The organism is Cyclobacteriaceae bacterium (assembly GCA_025808415.1).
Classification (GTDB): Bacteria; Bacteroidota; Bacteroidia; order Cytophagales; family Cyclobacteriaceae; genus UBA2336.
Genome location: CP075525.1, coordinates 2,535,297 through 2,556,073, shown reverse-complemented (window position 1 = coordinate 2,556,073; position 20,777 = coordinate 2,535,297). Strand labels below are relative to the sequence as shown.

General features: G+C 35.9%; 16 protein-coding genes. All 16 read right to left on the bottom strand.

From position 1 onward, the window contains the following. Nucleotides 1-68: 68 nt before the first annotated feature. Nucleotides 69-1,196 carry a site-specific DNA-methyltransferase gene (locus KIT51_11590; GenBank protein ID UYN85524.1) on the bottom strand — a complete coding sequence of 376 codons (1,128 nt, stop codon included), beginning with the start codon at nt 1,194-1,196 and terminating at the stop codon, nt 69-71. Continuing rightward, the gene (locus KIT51_11585) at nt 1,193-2,560 is read right to left on the bottom strand and encodes a DNA double-strand break repair nuclease NurA (protein UYN85523.1); all 1,368 of its coding nucleotides are present in this window, start codon (nt 2,558-2,560) and stop codon (nt 1,193-1,195) included. The genes KIT51_11590 and KIT51_11585 overlap by 4 nt, the downstream gene beginning before the upstream one ends. Before the next feature lie 12 nt (nt 2,561-2,572). Beyond that, a complete protein-coding gene (locus tag KIT51_11580) occupies nt 2,573-4,672 on the bottom strand; it encodes a DUF87 domain-containing protein (protein UYN85522.1) in 2,100 nt (699 codons plus the stop codon). A 524-nt stretch (nt 4,673-5,196) separates the two neighbouring features. Then, nucleotides 5,197-6,258 carry a 5-methylcytosine-specific restriction endonuclease system specificity protein McrC gene (mcrC, locus tag KIT51_11575; GenBank protein ID UYN85521.1) on the bottom strand — a complete coding sequence of 354 codons (1,062 nt, stop codon included), beginning with the start codon at nt 6,256-6,258 and terminating at the stop codon, nt 5,197-5,199. A 3-nt stretch (nt 6,259-6,261) separates the two neighbouring features. Continuing rightward, on the bottom strand, nt 6,262-8,883 hold the full coding sequence (locus tag KIT51_11570) for an EVE domain-containing protein (protein ID UYN85520.1): 2,622 nt from the start codon (nt 8,881-8,883) through the stop codon (nt 6,262-6,264). A gap of 9 nt (nt 8,884-8,892) precedes the next feature. Next, complete coding sequence (locus KIT51_11565; GenBank protein UYN88572.1) at nt 8,893-10,002, bottom strand: hypothetical protein; 1,110 nt, start codon at nt 10,000-10,002, stop codon at nt 8,893-8,895. Nucleotides 10,003-12,250: 2,248 nt separating this feature from the next. Beyond that, nucleotides 12,251-12,952, bottom strand: a complete 702-nt coding sequence (locus tag KIT51_11560; GenBank protein UYN88571.1) for a type 1 glutamine amidotransferase — start codon at nt 12,950-12,952, stop codon at nt 12,251-12,253. A gap of 4 nt (nt 12,953-12,956) precedes the next feature. Beyond that, nucleotides 12,957-13,673 carry a YggS family pyridoxal phosphate-dependent enzyme gene (locus KIT51_11555; GenBank protein ID UYN85519.1) on the bottom strand — a complete coding sequence of 239 codons (717 nt, stop codon included), beginning with the start codon at nt 13,671-13,673 and terminating at the stop codon, nt 12,957-12,959. Next, on the bottom strand, nt 13,670-14,395 hold the full coding sequence (locus KIT51_11550; GenBank protein ID UYN85518.1) for an AAA family ATPase: 726 nt from the start codon (nt 14,393-14,395) through the stop codon (nt 13,670-13,672). The genes KIT51_11555 and KIT51_11550 overlap by 4 nt, the downstream gene beginning before the upstream one ends. Continuing rightward, nucleotides 14,392-14,934, bottom strand: coding sequence for a GNAT family N-acetyltransferase (locus KIT51_11545; GenBank protein UYN85517.1), 543 nt, complete (start codon nt 14,932-14,934; stop codon nt 14,392-14,394). Before KIT51_11545 ends, KIT51_11550 begins: the two co-directional genes overlap by 4 nt. Before the next feature lie 23 nt (nt 14,935-14,957). Then, nucleotides 14,958-15,563: a winged helix-turn-helix transcriptional regulator gene (locus KIT51_11540; protein ID UYN85516.1), complete on the bottom strand. Its 606-nt coding sequence runs from the start codon at nt 15,561-15,563 to the stop codon at nt 14,958-14,960. Then, a complete protein-coding gene (locus tag KIT51_11535) occupies nt 15,564-15,827 on the bottom strand; it encodes a DUF2024 family protein (protein UYN85515.1) in 264 nt (87 codons plus the stop codon). It abuts the gene before it with no gap. A 136-nt stretch (nt 15,828-15,963) separates the two neighbouring features. Continuing rightward, entirely contained in the window at nt 15,964-16,197 is a 234-nt protein-coding gene (locus KIT51_11530) for a thioredoxin family protein (protein UYN85514.1), read from the bottom strand. Between the two features lie 438 nt (nt 16,198-16,635). After that, nucleotides 16,636-17,472, bottom strand: coding sequence for a hypothetical protein (locus tag KIT51_11525; GenBank protein ID UYN85513.1), 837 nt, complete (start codon nt 17,470-17,472; stop codon nt 16,636-16,638). Nucleotides 17,473-17,484: 12 nt separating this feature from the next. Then, nucleotides 17,485-18,834 carry a dihydroorotase gene (locus tag KIT51_11520; GenBank protein UYN85512.1) on the bottom strand — a complete coding sequence of 450 codons (1,350 nt, stop codon included), beginning with the start codon at nt 18,832-18,834 and terminating at the stop codon, nt 17,485-17,487. Nucleotides 18,835-19,293: 459 nt separating this feature from the next. Beyond that, a complete protein-coding gene (locus tag KIT51_11515) occupies nt 19,294-20,754 on the bottom strand; it encodes a BamA/TamA family outer membrane protein (protein UYN85511.1) in 1,461 nt (486 codons plus the stop codon). Nucleotides 20,755-20,777 lie beyond the last annotated feature (23 nt).

Here is a 20,777-nt window from a genome sequence, read left to right as displayed (position 1 = left end):
TCTTTGCCAAGTTTTGGCTTGCGTGAAGGCTTGTGCGACTTGGCAATGTGTGTGGCTGTTGGGTTGGCTCATTTTCTTGTCATTATAATATCAACTTCACCGGGTTTCATTGTCTTGTCCCCGTAAAGTTTTGTTTGTGTCTTGGTGTCTTTTGTCAAAGGCTTTTCTACGATTTTTACTGAATGATTTGGAAAATGCTTTTTCAGGATTTCAAGTGTCGAGTTGAATGTAAATTCTCTCTTGTCTGTCCGCACGTAAACAGTGCTTTTCCTTTTCATCATTTTGGCACAAAGTCCAAAAACATTGTCGAGCAGGTCATAATACTCTTGCTTGTTTACAAATCGTCCTTTGTGTTTTTCCTTTAGTGATTGTGGATTTTCAGAACCACCTAAAAGCCAAAGTCGCAACCATTGGTCAGCGTGATAGTCAGTAATTGAGCAATAAGGGGGTGAAGTAAACAGCAATGAAAATTTTATATCGTTGTTTATTGCTCGCTCTGCAATGTTTACTAATTCATTTGAACTGTCGCCAAACACAACTGCACTCTCAGTAACTTTAGGTTTTCCTTTCTCATAACGCCATTCAATTTTTTTGAGAATGAAATCACAAGGATTTATATCAGGTGGTACGGTCAATTTGTTTTTCTTCCACCATTGCACCGAATAATTCATTCCCATTGATTTGGTCATTCTCATTTGATTGGAAAGTCCTTCACCAAGTTTTGCGTGTAAATAAATTAGAAGGATTGACATCAATGTCGCATCAATATTATTGTTTTTCCAATCTAAATGAGTTCTGGCAGCCAATAGAAATTTCAGAACTTCATCACAGTAGCAAATGCGATAAAATTCAGGCATTCGTTGTATGGCTCTATTGTAATAGTTTCTCTTACCATAAATTTCAAGAAGTCGGTCAACAACTTCTTCTTTCTCTGCTGGTTGAAGTTTTACAGTGCCATACAACCAACCTACAGGATTGATTTCAATTCCCAAACTATTTCTACCTAAAACACCACCTGCATATATACTGCTGCATCTTCCCGCAAAAGGGTCAATGATATAATCGCCTTTCTTTGAATACTTCTCAACTACATCAAATGCAAATTCCAAAGGAAACATAGCATAATATGGTCCAAACCTTGCCCAACGTGCTTCGGCAGTTTCAAAACCTTTTAATATTTTTTCTCTTGCTATCATTCTTTTGATTTCTCTCTTATTTCTCTTGCGATATCTTCAAATATTCGTTTACCTAAGTTCAATGGAATTGCTGCTTCAGCGTGTGCAGAAACTAACGGTGAAACAGAATTAGGGTATCTACTTGAAACAAGTTGGTCAAGCAAATTCATAACATCTGCTAATCTTGTAAATTGATCAGGATTTGCAGTTTCAAGATTTCGTTGATACTCGTTGAAACAAGCTACAACAGGAACAATTTTTTGACCTGATGCTGCTTTGTAAAATAGTTTTCTTCCAAAATAGGTGTCTTGTCCGTATGGTTTGGGGCTTTCAGAAAATATGATATTTCGTTTTATGTAGCCATCATTTAGGAGTAAGGCTGATTGTTTTGGAAATTTGTCAGTCACCCCATCTTTGGTAGTATCAATCTCAATAAAGTGATTAAAAAATGTTCCTGATTTTTCAATTCCAATTATTAAAAGGTCTTGTCCGTTTACTTGCCTTTGAAGGTCATTTAGTCGGGTTAATTCGTGACTAATAACTTTCGTCAGCCAAGATGAAGTGCTGAACACTGCTAAAGGGCCATCCATTATAAAAGCAACTCTCCGAAGTGTTGCTAACCATCCTTTGCGTTCAAATGCTCTTAGAATATGAACAAGCCAAAGTTTTTCGAGAGTTGACATTATTTGCCCAAACATTTCACCATTGCTCCCGCCTGGGTTCATAAGTTCGTGTAAACGCAAAGCATCAGTTGAGAAAAGCGGCTCACCTGAATGAGGACAGGTATATTCCCCATAGTCATAGGTCATTTCTTCTTCAACTCCTTCAATTGGACTTCTTGGTAAATTCTTTTCTTTAAAATGCTCTCGTTTTATTCTGAAAAGATGCTCGTAAGTGTCAAGCAAAGTTTCCCCATCTGTGAAAATGGTGTTGTTTCGTAACTCTTCAAATAAAGCTCTCCTTAAAGAAGATTTGGCATTCTTTTCTGTATCAAGAATTACATTACAGCCGGGAAAAACACTTTCAATAGTTGATGCCTTCTCAGTTTCCCGAAATTTCTTTGGTTCTACAAATTCCTTTTTTTCCAACTCTCCAATTAACTTTAAGTCAATTAAAACAGAAGCTATTGTAATGTAGCCAAATTCAGCACCGGGAAATCCGTTTTCTGCTTTAGCAGCTAAATTGCTACCATCAATTGCAAGAACTAAATCAGGTTGCAATGTGCTTTCAGTCAAATCAGATTTTTTGACTATTGAACCTTCAAAGTCTTCTGTTTCTTCTTCCTGTTGCCTTATTTTAAGTCGGTTTTGAAGTGATTTAACTTTTTCACTATCAAGTAACCGTCTTAAAGGCTCGTAACTGGCAAATTCTCCTTCAAAACTCATAATGATAGTGCTTTAAACTTCAAACTTGTCAACCTGAACAGGGATGACAAATAGGTTACTTAATGTTTTTACTCTTAAAAATCCCTTGTCTTGTGCTCGCCTTATTGATGGTTCAAAGTCTGCAAAGTCGTAATACTTGCAAAGTTCTTTTGTCTCATCTGTATTGTTCAAGTGACTGATAAACCAATTAGCAGTATTTTTTAAGATGTTCTTTTGAATACTACTCACTTCTTGTGTAGCGTATACCATTCCAATTCGATACTTAGAACCTTCTTTGGCAGTTCTTACCCAAATGTCAGATAAATCTAAATCATTACCTGCGGGTAAAATGTTGTGTGCTTCTTCAACATAGACTAAAATTTCAGGAATGTCAGTTGCTCCCTGAATGAAACGTCTTTGATTTTCTTTGAAAATTTTGGTCATAATTCGTGTTGCAGACGATTTATTCAATTCAGGTTCACCGCTTGATTGGTCGATTATTACCAATTTCCCTTGAACAAGATGATTGTAAATATCTTCAGCGTAATCACTTGTAGTATCAGCACTATGTTGTTCTGCTGCTTTACCAATTTTCCTTGTTCCGTTAGGATACTGGAAAATGCCAATTATCTTTTTTAAATCTTCATCAGCCCATCTATCCCCTGAACCATTTGGACGATTAACATAAGCGGTTTCAAATGCTTGATACCCACTATTCCTATCCCTTATAAATTTGTCTAGTGCTTCAAACGCATTGGCAAGTTGACCCCAAGTAGGATTTTGATTTCCAAAAATCTGTGCTGCTGATTGATATTCAGGTGCATTGTCGCTTGCACTATTTTGCATAGCGTTTAACAAGTCTCTGTTAAATAAACTTCTCGTATTTGCTCTTTGATTTTGTGGAATAGCAAATCCTGCCCTTGCCAATACCGATTTATATGCCAAGACTCTACGACTGTGTCTTGTTAATGCACTTCTGTCACCTGCGTCAGGTTCTTCGAAACTAACTTGGCAAAAGTTTTTGATATATGTCGTGTTGTCTTCTGAAAGTATGCTATCTATTATTTCTTTTCCAATTTGTAGGTTCTCGTCTTCAAAGAAATTCAGCAACATTAAAGTTCTGTCAGGGTCGTTGGGATGTCGGGTTATTCCGTAAGTAACAACTTCATTAGCCTTTACACCATTTGGTAATAGCTGCCAAACATTTTTTAGAGCGGAATTATTGTCCTGAACATTTTCATTTGCATACTCACCGTTTGGGTCAAAAATAATTTGCCCTATTCGTAGTGGTCTATCATTTGGATTTTCATTTGTTCGTAATTCAAATACTGATTTGGCGATTATTTTAGTAGTGTTTGATTTACCTGTTCTAGTCATACCAAATAATGCGGATTTTTGAGAAAGTAAGTCCGCAGGGTATATAAAAACAGGAACATCATCTACTTGCTGATACTTACGATTTGTTGACGCATAACGAACAAATCCAAGTTTCACTCTCTCTGTGTTTCCGTATTTCTCTGTGTGAGCCTGAATGCTTGACGGGTCAGCGTAATTTACGATTTGTTCAAGTGCTTTTCCGTTTGGCTTATATACTTTCAATCCCCTGTTTGGGTAGTAATTAGAAATGTCGCTACCAAACTTTAGGTTTAGTGGAGCTTCACCATTGTGTCCATTTTCTTCAAGAAAGAATGTTCCAATAATTCGGCATTGAACCCCTGCAAAACCAAGAATGTTTTTTGTTCGCAAGTCCATCGAACCTGCATCATCCCAATGTTTTTCAGTCTCTCCGCTTATTCTTTGAGCCGTTTCAACTCTTATTCTTTCTGCATCTTTGTCTTGTGGTAAAGCTGCTGCATCCATTACCCGCAAAAGAACAAATGAAGCATCTTCCTTTTTAAAGTCAATGTCTGTTTTGCTCGGGTCAACTCTTGTCGCAATTAGAAAACTTAAACTTGGTATTCCGCCAACTTTTTCTCTGTAAAAGTCGTGAATAATTACCCTTGCTGTCTCGTAGTTGATAGAGTAGATGTCACCAACATACTGGTCTGCTTGAATAAGCTTTTGAAACCATTGTTGGCTTTCAACCTGCTTGTCGTTTTCTCGTCTTGAGTTAAGTCCTTGTTCTATACTCATATTGTCAATTTCTTAGTTGTCAAATTTATTCATTTCTGTCGGTGCGGTGGCAAAAAATGGCTCTTTTGGTTTTACGAAGGGTTGGCTTGTGTGTCGGGCAAAACCAAATGTGCCATTTGTGCGGTGGCATTTTTTTCTTTTATGTCGTGTCGTTAATTTGTTCACTGTCGTTGTCTTTTAGGCTTGCACCCAACGTTTTGCAGCTACAAGAAGTTGGCGATTTTCACCACTAAACTTCATACGAAGAACGAATGTTTGATTAACCACAAAACTGTCATACGAAGCACTGAACCGCCAATTTTTTGTAGGTGCTGTTAGGTGCTGGCGTTTTTGTCCACCGTGCTTGTAAACCATTGTAGCTATTGAGTTGTCGTGTCATTGAGTGTCGGCTGTGCGTTGCGTATTTTTTATTTTTTTAAAGCGTTGGAATTTTTTTTAATTCAATTTTTCTTTTGCGTTGTAAATGTGAAAGCTCTTTTGCAATTTTTGGTCTGTGCGTTGGCTTGTGCGAATTGCAAATGTGCTTACACCTGTGCGATGGCTTTTTTGTCCACCTCAATTATTTCTTTTAAACGTGATGATATATTTCTCCAATTTGAATTTAAGTTAATTGTTCTGATTTGTATTTTATGTTCATTGTATTTGAAATTTAAATTATAGTCTGTTTCAATTGTCGGATAAAGTAAAATGCCTGTTGCATTATGTGTTTTTAAGTTTGTGTCTTGTTGGTTGAGCAGGTAACTGAATAACTGATATAAGTTCGCTGATTTTATGCGTTCCTTATCGTAATTCAAAGTCATTGTCTCACGGTAAAACTTTGCATCAATTATTATTTTTTCATCGTCATTTTCTAAAGTTATATCAGTTTCCATTTGAGGTAAATATTGGTAACTATCTTTGTCTGTGTTATCAAATTGCCACTTAATAGTTTCCTTTTTTACTGTCTTGTATTTCTGCTGTTCGATTTTATAGAAGTTTCTAACAAACGATTCAAATAATTGATTCATTTTTTTATCATCCCTTGTGAAGTCGGAGAACTTATATTTTCCTTGTTCTTCGGATGGCAAAGTGCTTTCATAAATAATTTGACAAACATTCATTACAAATCCATAGAAACGGTTGTTTCTATTTAGTTTTACTTGCTTGAAGAGTGAATTGGTAATTTCAATTTGTTCAATGTCTGACAACATTCTTTGTAAACTAACTAATTCATTTTTTAGCTGCTTGTCAAGTCCTTTGGTTCTCGTAAGTCTATAAATGGTTGAAACCAAAATACTGTTTGAAATTATGTTGGCGGAGAAATCGTCAAATGTGCAAATGGTTCTTTGTTTAAAAAGTAAATTGCTTTTCAATGTCTGACTAATCTGAACTTTACCTTTTACGCCTGCTAGTTCTTCTGTGTAGTCAATATAATTTTTATCAATGCCTCTTTTCAAAAGCATTTTTGTAGCATTAATTAAAATCTTTGCAAAAAGGTCAAGAAGTTCCGTCTTATCGTCTATCGAAACATTTACACGTTCTTTCTCATCTAGCTTGTTCCAAGCATAGCAAAGTAAGTAGTAAATATTCTCAATAGGTATTTGCATTACTTATCTTGATAGTTGTTTTAAAACATCTGAAACTATTGTTGAATCATCAAACCAAATTTCTTCAAGCAGAGGCTTCAATTCAAAACTTAAAATTTCATTCCACCATTTATTTTCATCTTCATTCGTTGTAAAAGTGCAGAAATAACTGTGTCCAATTTGAAATCCTTCACCAAGGTTAATATCCTCTTTTATTTTACTGTTCACTTTTGTAACTGCTGAACAAATATGTTCAACCATTCCAGCAGATAAACCTTTTGAAGCAAGGAATGAACGGAAATTATTACCATAATCAGGTTGAAGTGTAATAAAAGCAAATCGTCTTCTTAAAGCATAATCAACAATTGCTAATGAACGGTCTGCCGTGTTCATTGTTCCAATGATGTATAAATTTGAAGGAACATAAAAGCGGTCTTCTTCGTCTTCTGCGTAAGTTAGTTTTAGTGCAAATTTTTCTTCTCTTTTATCTGCTTCAATTAGCATCATCAATTCTCCGAATATTTTACTCAGATTTCCTCTGTTTATTTCATCTATAATAAAAAAGAAAGGTCTGTCAGGATGTGCCAATGCTCTTTGACAGAATGAATAAAAAATTCCGTCTCTTAAATCGAAACCGCCTTTTTGTGTTGGTCTTAGTCCTTGAATAAAATCTTCGTAGCTGTATGATTGGTGAAACTGCACCATTTCAATGTTTGCATCTTTTATTTCTTGCATTATTTCATAAGCCAATTTTCTGGCTATGAAAGTTTTTCCAACTCCCGGAGGACCTTGTAAAATAATATTCTTCTTTCTTTTTAATAGTGCAACGGTTTGTAAAAAATCAACTTCACTTATAAATGGCTTGTCGCTGTCGTCAGTAAACTTGTATTTTTTAATGTTACTGCTTTGAAGAAGTTTTTCCGTGATAATGTTTTTGTTATCAATTATCTCACGAATGATGTCGTATTCTTCTTCTGTAAGTTTGAATAAACTTCCTTGATTATTGATGAATACTTCGCAATGTTGCAAAGCAGCATTGTTTTTCAGGTCGTTCCAATGAACTGGGATTTCCAACTTCTCAACCAGTTCAAATTCTATTTCTTCACCGTTGGCTGTGTTGTGAATTCCTTTCGTTACTTCATAAATTGCTTTAATTTGTTTGGTTGGCGTGCTTTCGTAACCAATAATTAAATCGCCTTCTTTAGCTGCTTCAAAGTATTTATAGATTCTTCTTTTGTTTCCTTTTTCGTTATGCGTTGTATAGGTTTGCCTTTGTCCTTCCGTATGATTGCTAATGCTCCAAATTTTAGGATTAGCATTCAGCCACCAAAAATTCAAAGGCTCTGTTTCTTCATTTACTTCATCTATTTCTACTAGTGGCTCTGAAACGATAGGAGTAGTTCCTATTTTTTCTGCTGTGAATTTTAAATTATTTGCTGCAAAAACCGAAGCAAGTTCAGGATAAAGTCTTACATACTCATTCAATATAAACTCATATACTATTGTCGGGCTAAATGTATCAGGTCGGAAAAGGTTTTTGTAATTCTTTAAAGTGTTTGATTTGTATTGATAAACTTTATCTGTTATCCATTTTACTTTTCGTCTGTGATTAAAGTTGTCCCATATGCCGTCAAAAAAGTAACTACCTTCAATTATACCAATACCTAAGCAGGTATTCACTCCTTTAGTTGCAAAAACTACATCACCAATATTTGCGGTTTTAAAAAGCCAAAGATTCCAAGTTTTGTTTGATTTGTCATCGTCTTTAAGTCCGATTTCTTTATTCATTTCTTCTCTTGATTCAAACTTGTTTAAATCATCGAAGTTGAAATCTATTGCAATAATATTTTCGTTATGAAACCTTTCCCATTCAGATGCCTGACTGCCTGGTGCAAACTTGAAATAATTTCGACTTTCCTTATTTAGTTTTGTTATTTCAGGCTTTAATTTTTGGAATAAATTATAGGCATCATCATAAGTTGCTATAGCTTTTAGATTATTTGGTTTGGGCTCTTTTACTGACCAACCTGCAATTTGACCTGCTTCTGGTGAAGCATCAAAGCGAACAAAAAATTGATAACTGTCTTTGTGAGATTCTTTGGTTATAGGATATAAAGCTATCCAACAAAAATCACTGCCAAAATTAGTTGCTCCTTGAAAGTCAACTTTATGAAAAATGTAATCCTTTAATTCTAATTTGGCTAATAAATCTTTTGCTATTTGTTCAAGATAGTTTAATACTGTTTCTCTTATTGTTCCTCTGTAAAAGTAGCTGTGAAAAATGCTCCAAGGGTTTTGCCAATTGGCGAATAGGTCTCTTTTAAATAATTCGTATTCTTGAATCTGCTTTAAGAAGTCTTCTTTATAATGATTGAAATAGTCAACGTTTTTAGTTCTGATATTATCCTTTATTTCATTTACCAGTGCTTCGCTTGCAGTTTCGCCTTGCAAAATTCTACGGGCAATTTCTGCTCGTAATAAATTTACTGGTTTAAAATCACGGTCAGGGTCGCCATATTCTTTATAAATTTCTTCAACAATATTTTTAGGCAAACTATTAATTGCGGCATATAACGAAATCGGATTTTCGGTATATGCTCGATACTGCTTTGCTAAGTCCGTTATATATTGAAATTGTGTTTGCATAATGTTTTATTAAGATTCTTTTTTCCTATTGGGTTTCTTCGGCTTCTCTTTTGTAAAAAGGTCTGCCGTATATTTTTCGTATAGTTCAAATAAAAATACCATTCTGTTTGCTTCGCTTGTAAATGGTTGCGGTCTGTATGCCAAGTCAACCGCTTTGTCTAATTCGTTATGTGCTTTTATTAATGCTTGTGGCATTGTCAAAGGGTCGTATAGGTCGGCAAGAGAGCTATTAGGGAATTCTAATCTTGCATCTAAAACCTTTTGTGCTGCTGTTTCAATAGCTTTAATTTGTTTTTCCGTTGGATTTTCTGGCCAAGGATAATTGTTGTAAACAATATCTTTAGAATATCTGTATCGGCTTTCTAATCTTCCGCAAACCGATTTAACCCAAGCCATATGCATTGCAGACATTAAAATTCCAAAATGAAATAAGTTGCCGTTTGGAACTGTATGACAACTATTATTTGCAATATCATCTTTACCAAAAAATCCTAATGGAATATATTTACGATTTTCTGATGTAGTGCTTGGTATTAAAATATATGTGTCAGGTTGATTTCTGTCACGAAATAAAGTTGGTGTTGCTGCAAATTTCTGTGTTGAGGGAGCAACACTGTCAAGTCTAAATTTTTTAACTGCTTCAACTCGTTTTAAAATCTCTGGTAGTTGTTTCAATTCACTTGGTTCAGCATCTACAAGCCAAATACACCAACGTTTTTCGCCATTTAGAAATTCATAAGCTGAAATTAGTGGTTTAATAAATTTCTCTGCTTTGGGTTCTTTTATAAGAAACTCCTTTTTCTCTACGTCCGATAAAAGCAAATGTCCTCCGTCTAATGGCATATTCCCAAAACTCATTTTCGGAACATTGCATATTGGATTAGAACTTTTGTTTATCAATAAATCTTTTGCATCAACTAAATACGGATTGATATTTTTAACATTCAATTCGTGGGCTTCGCCTTTAATATCTTCATATTCAAAAATGCTCTTGTTATTAGTGTCGTAGTTGGCGAAGCCAACTACGACACAATAAACTGCTGCATTTCCTTTTGCTTCGTTGCTCCATTTAAAAGTGCGATGTGCAAAATGAATTTTAATATTGTATTTGTTTAGCATTTGCCCCCACAGAATACTTGTTTGCTCTCCTTGAACAATCGAGTTTGTAGAAACAAAGGCAACTTTAATTTTTGAGCCTTGAATAAATTTTGCTGCTTTGATATACCAACCTGTTACATAGTCTAAAACTCCACTGCCGTCTGCATTGTCAAACTGTTTTACAATTTGGTCACGTTGGCTTTGCTTCATTATTTTAGAACCAATGAAAGGCGGGTTTCCGAGAATAAATGAGAGTTCATTTTTTGAAACAACATTTTCCCAGTCAGTTTCTAAAGCATCACCGTGAACAATTTTAGCTGCTTTTTTCAAAGGCAAACGAACAAAGTATTGCCCAAATTCATTGCTAATTTGCATATTCATTTGGTGGTCAATTAGCCACATTGCAACTTCTGCAATTCGTGCAGGAAATTCTTCATATTCAATTCCGCACATCATATCAACGTCAAGCCAAATAATATCTCTTACATCAATTACTCTTTGTCCTGATTTATTTAAGGCTCTTAAAATTTCAATTTCAAGCAAACGCAATTCTCTGTATGTAATTACAAGGAAGTTTCCGCAACCGCAAGCAGGGTCAAGGAATTTGAGTGTGCTAAGTTTTTTATGAAATTCGGGAAGTTTGTTTTTGTTGTCTTTGATACTTTCAAATTCTTTCCAAAGGTCATCTAAGAAAAGCGGTTTGATAAGTTTTAAAATGTTGGTTTCACTTGTATAATGTGCTCCTAAGTTTCTGCGTTCTTTTGGGTTCATTACACTTTGAAACATTGAACCAAATATCGCTGGCGATATTTTGCTCCAATCAATGTAACAGCAGTCAAGCAAGGCTTGACGCATTTTTGTGTCGAAACTTGCCGTAGGCAAGTTTTCTTCAAAAAGTTTTCCGTTTACATACGGAAAGTCGGCAAGTTGCTCGTCAAGATTTTTAAAACGGTTTTCTTTCGGTGTATTTAATACTTGAAATAATTCTTGCAGCTTTGAAGCAAGGTCGCTTCCATCTTCGGCTGTCCGCTGTTCTAAATATTCTTGAAACTGTTGCTTGTTGAAAATTGTTGTGTCTTCGGCAAACAATAAAAACAAAATACGAACCAAGTAAACTTCTAATGGGTGTCCAGTGTAACCGATTTCTTCCAATCTGTCGTGAAGTTTACCCATTAACTCCGCTGCTTTAATGTTTGCAGGGTCTTGTTCTTTGTAAACCTTTTTTTGATAACCTAAAATGTAACCGAAATGCTGAACATTATTTACAAGGTCGTTGAGTTTAAAATCAACGATTTTATCTTCTTCAAGGTCGTAAAGTCTAAAATTTTCAAAGTCAGAAATGAGAATGTATTTCGGTAATTCGTGTTGTTTCAGTCCGTGTGTGTAGTCTTTGGCTTGTTGATATGCTTTGTCAAGGTTTTTACCTCGACTTTTCATCTCAATTAAAATCGTTCCTTTCCAAAGCAGGTCAATGTATCCGTCTTTGTCGTCCAGTTTTTTTACTCTGTGTTCAAAGGTCGAAACACGTTTACTGCTAATGCCAAACACATTAAAGAACTCAACTAAAAATGGCTTTGCGTCTGCTTCTTCGTTTGAAGTGTCCGCCCATTCTTTTGAGAATTTTAATGCTCTATCTTTTATTTCGTTCCAGCTTAATGCCATTCTTAAATTGTCAAGTTGCTAAGATAATTATTTAAAGTCCTAATGTCATTCGGTGCGTTGGCAAAAAATGGCTCTTTTGGTTTTGCGAAGGTTCGGCTTGTGTGTCGAGCAAAACCAAATGTGCCATTTGTGCGGTTGGCTAAAATTGAATTAAAAAAAAGTGTGGGAAAAAATAAAAAATACAGAAGGGTCGGCAAAGAGTGTCGGCTTACTCGTTGTCCGTTTGTGATATTGTCTGTATGTTGGTCACTTGTCAAAATGGTTTACTTTTTCTGTTAAATTGTCTGCTTGTCGATGGTTGTTGTGTCGTCCTTTACGCTTGCACCTAACGGTTCTCAGCTATACGCAGGCAGGGATTTTTACCACTGAACTTCCTATGAAGAACTGAACTCCAAATATAGCAATTTACTGTCCTACGAAGCACGAAACCCCTGCTTGCTTATAGGTGATGTTATGCCTTCGCCCTTCTTTTTCTGTCGTCTGTTTGGTTGTCATTTCGTGTCTGTTTAGGTGCGTTGGCTTGGTGGCTCTTTTGCAAGACTTTGGATTGTGGGTCGGCTTGTGCGGTTTTGCAAATGTGCCACCAAATGCCTTGGCTTGTATGTGTCTATTTGCTTAACTGTTCTAAAATGGCTTTCATAATTTTATTGCAGTGTCCGATATGTTGTATGCCTTTTTCTATGTCGCTCAAAGATTGAACGAAACGAGAATTTATCAAGTTGCTTTTTCCATTTTCTAACATCAGTTCAGTAGTCTGTTCGCTTACTTCCAAATGAAACTGTAAGCCGATTACATTGTCGCCATAGCTGAATGCTTGATTGGTATTTGCTTCTGATACTAATATGTTTGAGCAATTGGTGGGAATTTCAAATTGGTCTCCGTGCCAATGAAAAACAATTGGGTTGTCTTTGAATAGTTCATAAAACCAAGAAAGTTTTTTACACTGGTCAGTCGGAAATACAGGAAACCACCCAATTTCTTTGTTTTTAGCTTTCATCACTTCTGCTCCCAAACAACAAGCAATTAATTGAGCACCCAAACAAATGCCTACTACTTTTTTCTCTGCTTCAATGCTTTTTTTGATAAATAATTTCTCTTCTTCTAACCAACTAAATTCAAGTTCATCATAAACGCCCATTGGTCCACCCATTACAATCAACCAATCAAAATCGGCAATTTCAGGCAAAACAAAATCTTCATAAAATTTTGTAGCCGTTAAAATGTGATTATTCTCGTTCGCCCAAGTTTCTATATAGCCTAATCCTTCAAAGGCTACGTGTTGTAAATAATGTATTCGTAATGATTTCATTTTACTATTTTTTTTCGTTCCAATAATAACTGTCGGGATAAGGTCTTTTGCCAAAAATGGCTGTTCCAACCCGAATAATGGTTGACCCTTCTTCAATGGCTGTTTCAAGGTCGCCACTCATACCCATAGATAACTCGTGAACAGGTATGTTTTTCTCTAACATTTGGTTTTGGATATTCTTAAGAAGTTTAAAACATTTACGGACTTTTTCTGTCTCTGCCGAAAAAAGTCCTATCGTCATCAAACCTTTTATGTGCAGTCTTTCAAGTTGCTGAACTTGTAAAGCAAAATCCAAAGCCTTTTCTGGTGCAATGCCAAATTTGCTTTCTTCGTACGATGTATTTACTTGCACAAAAACATCAATCGTTTTATCTTCAAACTCTAAACGCTTTTGTAATTTTTCTGCTAATTCTATTCTGTCAAGCGATTGAATACAATTAGCATATTTTATTACTTCTTTAATTTTGTTTGTTTGTAAGTGCCCAATAAAATGGGTTTGGTGCGGTGTGGCTTTTAGCGTTTTATATTTTTCTTTTAGCTCTTGTAGTTTGTTTTCTGCAATCAAGTTTTCGCCTGTTTGCAGTGCAATTAAAATCTTCTCGGCCGAAACTGTTTTTGTTGCCAACAGAAGTTTTACACCTTGGCTATCTCTACCACAGTTGGTGCAAGCGGATTTTATCCGATTATGAATAACTGCAATATTTTGAATTATCTCATTCATCCCAATAATTGAGTTTGAAGTTCAGCTTCCAATTCTTCAATTAGAAGCGATTTTATTGTTGTAAAAGCGTAGTCTTTGGCTTCGGCAAAAGAAATTTCATATTTGCGATTGATGTTTGCTAAATGTTCAGGCATTGAAACTAAAATTTTGTCGTAGTAATCATCTAATGATTTTTTATTAGGCATTTCAAATTTTACTACTACTTGAAAACGTCTAACAAGTGCTTTGTCTAAGATTTCTAAATGGTTGGTAGCAGAAATAAGTAATGCTCTTTCGGGCAAATAATCAATGAGTTGTAGAAGTGTATTAACAAGCCTTCGCATTTCGCCCACATCTCTATCGTCATTGCTTCGCATTTTACCTATTTGGTCAAATTCGTCTAAAAATAATACCGAATTTTCTCTTGCCACTTTATCAAAAACCATTTTTAGATTTTGAGAAGTTTCCCCAATTCTTGATTGCACTACATTACTCAAACTAAGAATGTTTAAAGGCTTACCCAAACTATTTGCAATGGCTTTAGCTGTTGTGGTTTTGCCACAGCCCGAACTGCCATAAAGCAAAATTTTATTATTTACGGGTAGACCATACTTTTTTAACTCATCAATGTATTTGTATTCTTTTATGAGTTGATGAATGGCAAAACGATTTTCTTCATCCATTAGAATCTCTGATAATTCTACTTTCTCTCGGTCGATTATGATGATTTCGTGAACGTTCATTCGCTTTTATTTTGTTTGAGTTCTTCCCTAAGAATTTGATAAATAAAATTGAGCTTCGCTTCTTCTCCAAAATAAGCAACTTCCTGTTCAGCTATTTTTGTTGCACCAATTCGGGTTATGGCTATATGTGACCTTACATTAGATGCTCCAACTTGAAATTTTACTCTATCTACAAATTGAAAAATGTAATCCAACATTGTACGCTTAACCGATGCGTTTATCCCTTTCCCCCAATATTCTGTAGCATAAAAGGTATAACCAATAAAAATACTTTTATCATTTTCATCCCAATCATAAAAACGGGTGCAACCAAGAGTTTTATGTGTAGCTTTTTCTAAAATTTTGTATGCTCCTTTGCTCTGCAATGCACCTTCAAAAAAAACTTTGAATACTTCTTTTTTCCAACGGTCTTTATTGGGATGCTGTTCCCAAATTTTAGGGTCAGATGCAACTTTGAATAAATCGTCAAAATCATCTTCTTTTAATGGTTGAAGAATTACTCTTTCATTCTGTAAAATATTTTGGATTTCAAAATTCATTGGTTTGAAAATGTGTTTAATGATTAGTTTAAAGTCAATTCGTGTTCGGGGCAATCAATTCGTAAATCTGTTGTTGCCAATTTTGATTGAAGCAATTTGCAGTAATGTTGTCCGTTTGTATTTTGATAGTTTGAACAAGTAAAACACATTCGTTGAATGGTGATGATACCTGCCTTGTTCAATTCGTGAATAAGTTTGAGCAACCCCGAAAGGATAATTTCTTTTTGATCTTCCGTCAACGAACCCAATGGTTTTTCAATAGCAAAAGCAAAATTGGCTGACTTGTCTGCTGTTTGTTTTCCTTGGTCAGTTAAGCCAATCACGTAACTTCTTGTGTCAATAGGGTCATCAAATTTTTGTACTAGCCCTTTTTTCAATAGTAGTTTTACGCTATCGCTAATCGTAGCTTTTGACATATTAAATTCTTGTGCCAAGTAGCTCACCTTACATTGTTGTTCGCTATGAAAAAGCAGGAAGATTAAAACCTGTATTTGAATAGGGCTTAAAGCGTTTTCTTTGCTTTCGTTCCATAGCAACACACGGAAGGCTTCGGAAATACGCTCCAAAGCCACAACAATTTTACTTTCTACTTTTTTATTCTGTCGGTTTACATCAAATGCTGATTTCATCTATTTGCAGTTTTCCATTTCAATTATAAAATATCCTTTTTGCTTTATCGCAGCTTCCCACTCTGCTCGTAGAGTTTCTATATGGCAGAACCTACATTCTTTTGATGTTAATGGTTGTCCTTCTTGCCCCTTTGATGTCAGATAGTCTTTACCATAACCGTAAATTATGGATGTATCTCTAATTTCATCGGGTGCGATAATGTCAAAGTGCATTACGCTACCGTCTTTTTTTGTTACATAGGTGTCCCAAACTGCTACTTTCATTTCTTTTGATTTATTGTTTTATGCGTTTACCGAAATAGCAAACAACATCGTGATGGTTAAAAAAAATATTCTCATTGCCATAGAAAATAAGAAAGCCCCACAAAGGTAGTTATCCTAACAATGTGGGGCAAACTTTTTAACCTTTTACGTCCGCCATAGACGCACCAAAGTTCAGGTGAAGTACGTTCCCGTTTGGGGTAAGCAATGCAGGAACAGATTTAACGCCTTTTGCTTCCGCTTCGGCAATTCTGTTCTTTTGCTCGCCCAAATGAACGATTTCTACTTTGTCGCTACCGATAAGCGACACGATGTCCTGCTCTGCACTAATGCATACTGGACAACCTGCGTGGTAAAACACTGATTTTGTCATTTTTTGAATGAATTAAGTTTGTGGCAAGATTGCCGATGCAAATATAGTTAGGCATCCTAACTATACAAAATATTTTAGCTTTTTTTAATTGTCAGGGTGGTGGGTGGGCTTTGGGTGCGGTTGGGTAAAATTAAATGTGCTGCAAAAGCGTTGGCTAGTTTGTCGGCTTGCAGCTCTTTTAATTTTATGAAGCGTTGGGGCTTTGTCTGTCTGTTTACTGCTGGTTTTCTCTCAGTGGTGTCGTCTTTTAGGGTGAGGCATAACGGTTTGCGGCTTGGCGTAGTGGCGGATTTCGGAGCACAAAACTGGCAACCCGCCACAAAACTTGATTAGAATTACTGAACTTCAATTTACCACTGAACCCGCCATTACGCCAAACCGCTGTTAGCTGCTGTGGCTTTGTTTTCCAACTGTTTTCATTTCCATATTTTAGTATTTTTAAGGATTACAATAGTCGCAGTAAGTTGGGTCTTCGGTTGTTTTTTTATTGGGATAAATTTCTTCTTTTGTGAATTTACAATGTTGGCATACATAAATATAGCTTAGTGTTGAGTTTGTCGGTGAACCGCATAAGCTGCATTCAAGTCCCTTTTTAGCGTCTGTTATCCCAAAACCCGGTGTTTGACATTGTGGGCAAGTTGATTTAATTTTTTGCACCAGTTTTTGTGTTGCTTGTTCAATTACACTCATTCGTGTTGGATTATACATAGCTCTCATATCAGTTTCGCAATAAACAGAATTGTATTTTGAATGGAGATGTTCATATGTTTTTTTTAAAATCTCAACATCTGTTATTCCTTTATAAATGTCTGTATTTTCATCTTTTGATTTACGAAGAATTAATCCGTGTTTAGGAAACTCCGTTTGATTAGCAAATTCTAATAGCTCTCTTTGACTTTGAATTTGCTTCCCGTTGAAATTAGTAGAAGTGCTTAATTCTCTAACTATAACTTCAATTCTATTCTTATTGTCTATGAAAATCAAAAATTCATCATCGGCATTTACGAAAAACATAGAAGGGTGTGGACCAAATGAACCCTCACTGGCAACGCCTAAATCGCAACTGTTTAATTTCATTGCCCGTAAACATTTTTCTCTGGCGGTTGAAATGGGGTCAAGTTCTCTTTCAATTTCGCCCGTAAATGTTCCTAATGCGTCAGTATCAAAAGTTTCATCAACAAAACAACTTACACCTAATTCTTTTTCAAGAATAGGAGCAATCACGCTTTCCTTTTCGTGTTTTGTTGCAATAATTAATTTCCGTTCTTGAAACATAAGAAAACTGACTTAATTATTTTGTTTGATGGTTAGTGGTTGTCCTTTTGCATTCAAATTAAATTGTCCGTGGTCGTAAACTAAGTTTCCATTTACAAATGTATGGATTACTTTAGTTTGAAATGTGGTTCCGTCTAATGGCGACCATCCACATTTTGATAAAATATTTTCTTTGCTAACTGTCCAAATAGAATTGAGGTCAACGATACTTAGGTCTGCGAAATAGCCTTCACGAATGAAGCCCCTATTCTCTATTTTATAAAGTGTCGCTGGATTATGGCACATTTTTTCAGCGATTTTCTCTAACGAAATTTGTCCTTGTTTGTAGAGCTCAAGCATAATGTTTAACGAATGTTGAACGATTGGGGCACCTGACATTGCTTGAAAATACGATTTCTGTTTTTCGTCTAAAGTGTGAGGAGCGTGGTCTGTGGTTACTAAGTCTATTCTATCATCCAACAACGCTTTCAATAGTCCCTTTTTATCTTTTTCTGTTTTGATGGCTGGATTCCATTTGATTAAAGTTCCTAAATGCTTATAGTCTGTGTCGGAGAACCATAAGTGATGCACCGATACTTCAGTTGTTATATTTTTTTCTTCAAGCGGAATGTCATTACGGAAAAGATGTGTTTCAGCTTCTGTGGTCAAATGCAGAATGTGAAGTCGTGCCTTGTGCTTGTTTGCTAAGTCTATTGCTCTTTTAGTTGCTTCGTAACACGCTTTTTCACTTCTAATTATTGGATGAAGTTCAATAGGCACATTATCGCCATATTTTTCTCGATATATGTTTTCATTCTCTTCAACTATTTGTTCCTTTTCAGAATGTATAGCAATGATTGATTTGCAGTTCGCAAACAGTTTCTCCATTGTTTCGGGATTGTCGGCAAGTAGATTTCCTTTTTGGGTAAAGTAAAGTCCGTCATCAGAAACGGCTAATAGTTTTGATGTGTCGAGGTTAATTACGTAATCGAGATTGTCACCATTAACACCTAAAAAGAAACCATAGTTGGCTAACGATTTTTCAGATGCTATTTGATATTTTTCATTAAGTATGTCAATGGTCATTACATTCGGAAAGGTATTTGGCATATCAATGAAGGAAGTCACGCCTCCCGCAACGGCTGCTCTGCTTTCCGAATGAAGGTCACCTTTATGTGTTAGTCCTGGTTCACGGAAATGAACTTGCCCGTCAATGATACCAGGGAATAAATATTTGCCTGTTCCGTCAATAATATTTGAATTAGTAATGTCTGCAAGCCGTCCAATTTTTAGAATTACGCCATTGTCAATAAGTATGTCGCTGAGGATTATTTGTCCTTCGTTGACGATGCTAATATTTTTGATTAGAGTTCTTTCTGTCATTGTAAATTTTCTGTCTGTTTCGGTCGTCCGCCATTGCAGCTAACGGTTTGCAGCTACGCGCAGGCAGGGATTTAACCACTGAACCTCCTACGAAGAACTGAACTTCAAATTTAGCACTTTTCTGTCATACGAAGCATAAAACCCCTGCTTGCGTGTAGGTGCTGTTACCAGCTGGCGTTCTGTTGTCTGTGTCTTGGAAGTCAGGTCTGTAAAGGGTTTCGCTGTAGTTTTTAGGTCAGAGTTTTGTTTTTATGTGTCGGTTGTGCGTTGGCGGTTTTAAAAATTTTTGGAAGGGTAGGAAGAAAAAAAATGAAGTTTTTGTAAGGGTGGAAAAGGGGCAAGCTCTTTTGCAATTTTTGGTCAGCGTGTTGGCTTGTGCGAAACGAAGTTCACGAACACCAAAATTCAATAAACAACAGGTGAGTAATTGCAAATGTGCTTGACCCTGTGCGTTTGGATTTAAAATATATGTCCAAATCCAAAGAAAAATTGTCCACCTTCTCTGCTTTGTGCATAGTCTAATCTTAGAATTGTTGATTGGTTCCAAGCTATTCTACCACCTATTCCAGGCGCACCTCTCCATTGTTTGAAATTCATATCTCCCGGTCTGTCCCACACACTACCAAAGTCATAGAAAGGTGTTAATCCCAAAGCAAAATGTTGTTTAAGCAGTTTAAAATTATAAAGTCTTGCTCGCATTTCCAAATTCACCAATGCAACTGTTGGTGCTAAAAACCTTGCTTCTCTAAATCCACGGATTGAACGACCACCACCTAATACTAAAATTCCGCCTGCTTCTGCCTGACTTGACAGATCCCACATTTCAATGAAGTTAATGTTGGAACCTAATATATGGCCCATTGCGGCTAAGCCTGCAAAAGTCAATCTTCCTTTATTGTTGTTCCACCTTTTTAGTGTGTGAATAAATTGACCCTGCATCATGAACTTATGAAAGTCAAATTGTGAACCTAACCAAGGGGCACTATATTCGTGTGAATACTCCAAAAATAATCCCTTTGAGGGGTCGGGTTCAAAATCTCGCGTATCATAAATCAACGCTGCTGCGAGCATACTGGTGAACATATAATTATTTCCGTTTGTGAATCCACTTAAGTTAAACGTATTCCAAGTTCCGTCAGCTTTTTGAACATCTAACAGCGTTGGATTATTAATAGCTTCTACTTGTTCGCCATCAAGTGTAAATGCTTCTTCTGCTATTAAACCGTTGTAAGATGTGAATGAAGTAAACAAGGCTTCATAGCCGAACATTAAACGAAGTTTTCCTCCCATCATAACCCTTTCACCAAGTAAATTATACAACTGTTCCCTTTGTTGAATGTGGTTAAAGTGAAAGTCGGTGTAATAATTCCCATCGCTCCCTAACTCTGCAAGAGCAAGGTTTTCTTCATAATCGTCAACTTTCTTAAAATTTCGAGTAATGCCCGTTCTTTTATCTCTAAATCTTAAAGCATTTAGTGAAGAACGTCCAATACCCCAGTATTGCGCGTTTGGATCTTCCCAATACACTGCATCTGCTCTTAATCTCCATTTGGAATTGAAAATATAAGGTGCATCATAATTAAGGGCATAACGAATCCTGCCATTTTGAAAAATGAAAAACTCTGCGTTGATACGGTGGCGATAGGCTGTGTAATCAAAGAATGGGTCTTCTTTGGTCTTGTTCATAAAAAGGTTTACGTTACCACCAACACCAAATCCTCGAATCGGATCAAATTCAAATCGGGGTAATCCTGTAATAAATGTTCCTTCTTTCTTTTCTTCCAGTTCAAAGTCAGGAATCTTTTTGGATTCGTGAATGAAAAAAGGCAGCTCGTTTTTTGATTGAACCGTATCGTTGGTTTGAGCAAAGGCACTTAGGCTTATTGCTAAACCCATTGAAATTGTAATAAACTTTTTCATTGTTTCTGTTTTTATAGATTATA

Excerpts from the sequence above, each read along its gene's own strand:
- KIT51_11560 (UYN88571.1), bottom strand. The coding sequence starts at position 12,952 with ATGAAATCATTACGAATACATTATTTACAACACGTAGCCTTTGAAGGA.
- KIT51_11525 (UYN85513.1), bottom strand. The coding sequence starts at position 17,472 with ATGTTTCAAGAACGGAAATTAATTATTGCAACAAAACACGAAAAGGAA.
- KIT51_11550 (UYN85518.1), bottom strand. The coding sequence starts at position 14,395 with ATGAACGTTCACGAAATCATCATAATCGACCGAGAGAAAGTAGAATTA.
- mcrC (UYN85521.1), bottom strand. The coding sequence starts at position 6,258 with ATGCAAATACCTATTGAGAATATTTACTACTTACTTTGCTATGCTTGG.
- KIT51_11585 (UYN85523.1), bottom strand. The coding sequence starts at position 2,560 with ATGAGTTTTGAAGGAGAATTTGCCAGTTACGAGCCTTTAAGACGGTTA.
- KIT51_11540 (UYN85516.1), bottom strand. The coding sequence starts at position 15,563 with ATGAAATCAGCATTTGATGTAAACCGACAGAATAAAAAAGTAGAAAGT.
- KIT51_11520 (UYN85512.1), bottom strand. The coding sequence starts at position 18,834 with ATGACAGAAAGAACTCTAATCAAAAATATTAGCATCGTCAACGAAGGA.
- KIT51_11545 (UYN85517.1), bottom strand. The coding sequence starts at position 14,934 with ATGAATTTTGAAATCCAAAATATTTTACAGAATGAAAGAGTAATTCTT.
- KIT51_11565 (UYN88572.1), bottom strand. The coding sequence starts at position 10,002 with ATGCTAAACAAATACAATATTAAAATTCATTTTGCACATCGCACTTTT.
- KIT51_11590 (UYN85524.1), bottom strand. The coding sequence starts at position 1,196 with ATGATAGCAAGAGAAAAAATATTAAAAGGTTTTGAAACTGCCGAAGCA.
- KIT51_11515 (UYN85511.1), bottom strand. The coding sequence starts at position 20,754 with ATGAAAAAGTTTATTACAATTTCAATGGGTTTAGCAATAAGCCTAAGT.
- KIT51_11570 (UYN85520.1), bottom strand. The coding sequence starts at position 8,883 with ATGCAAACACAATTTCAATATATAACGGACTTAGCAAAGCAGTATCGA.
- KIT51_11535 (UYN85515.1), bottom strand. The coding sequence starts at position 15,827 with ATGAAAGTAGCAGTTTGGGACACCTATGTAACAAAAAAAGACGGTAGC.
- KIT51_11555 (UYN85519.1), bottom strand. The coding sequence starts at position 13,673 with ATGAATGAGATAATTCAAAATATTGCAGTTATTCATAATCGGATAAAA.
- KIT51_11530 (UYN85514.1), bottom strand. The coding sequence starts at position 16,197 with ATGACAAAATCAGTGTTTTACCACGCAGGTTGTCCAGTATGCATTAGT.
- KIT51_11580 (UYN85522.1), bottom strand. The coding sequence starts at position 4,672 with ATGAGTATAGAACAAGGACTTAACTCAAGACGAGAAAACGACAAGCAG.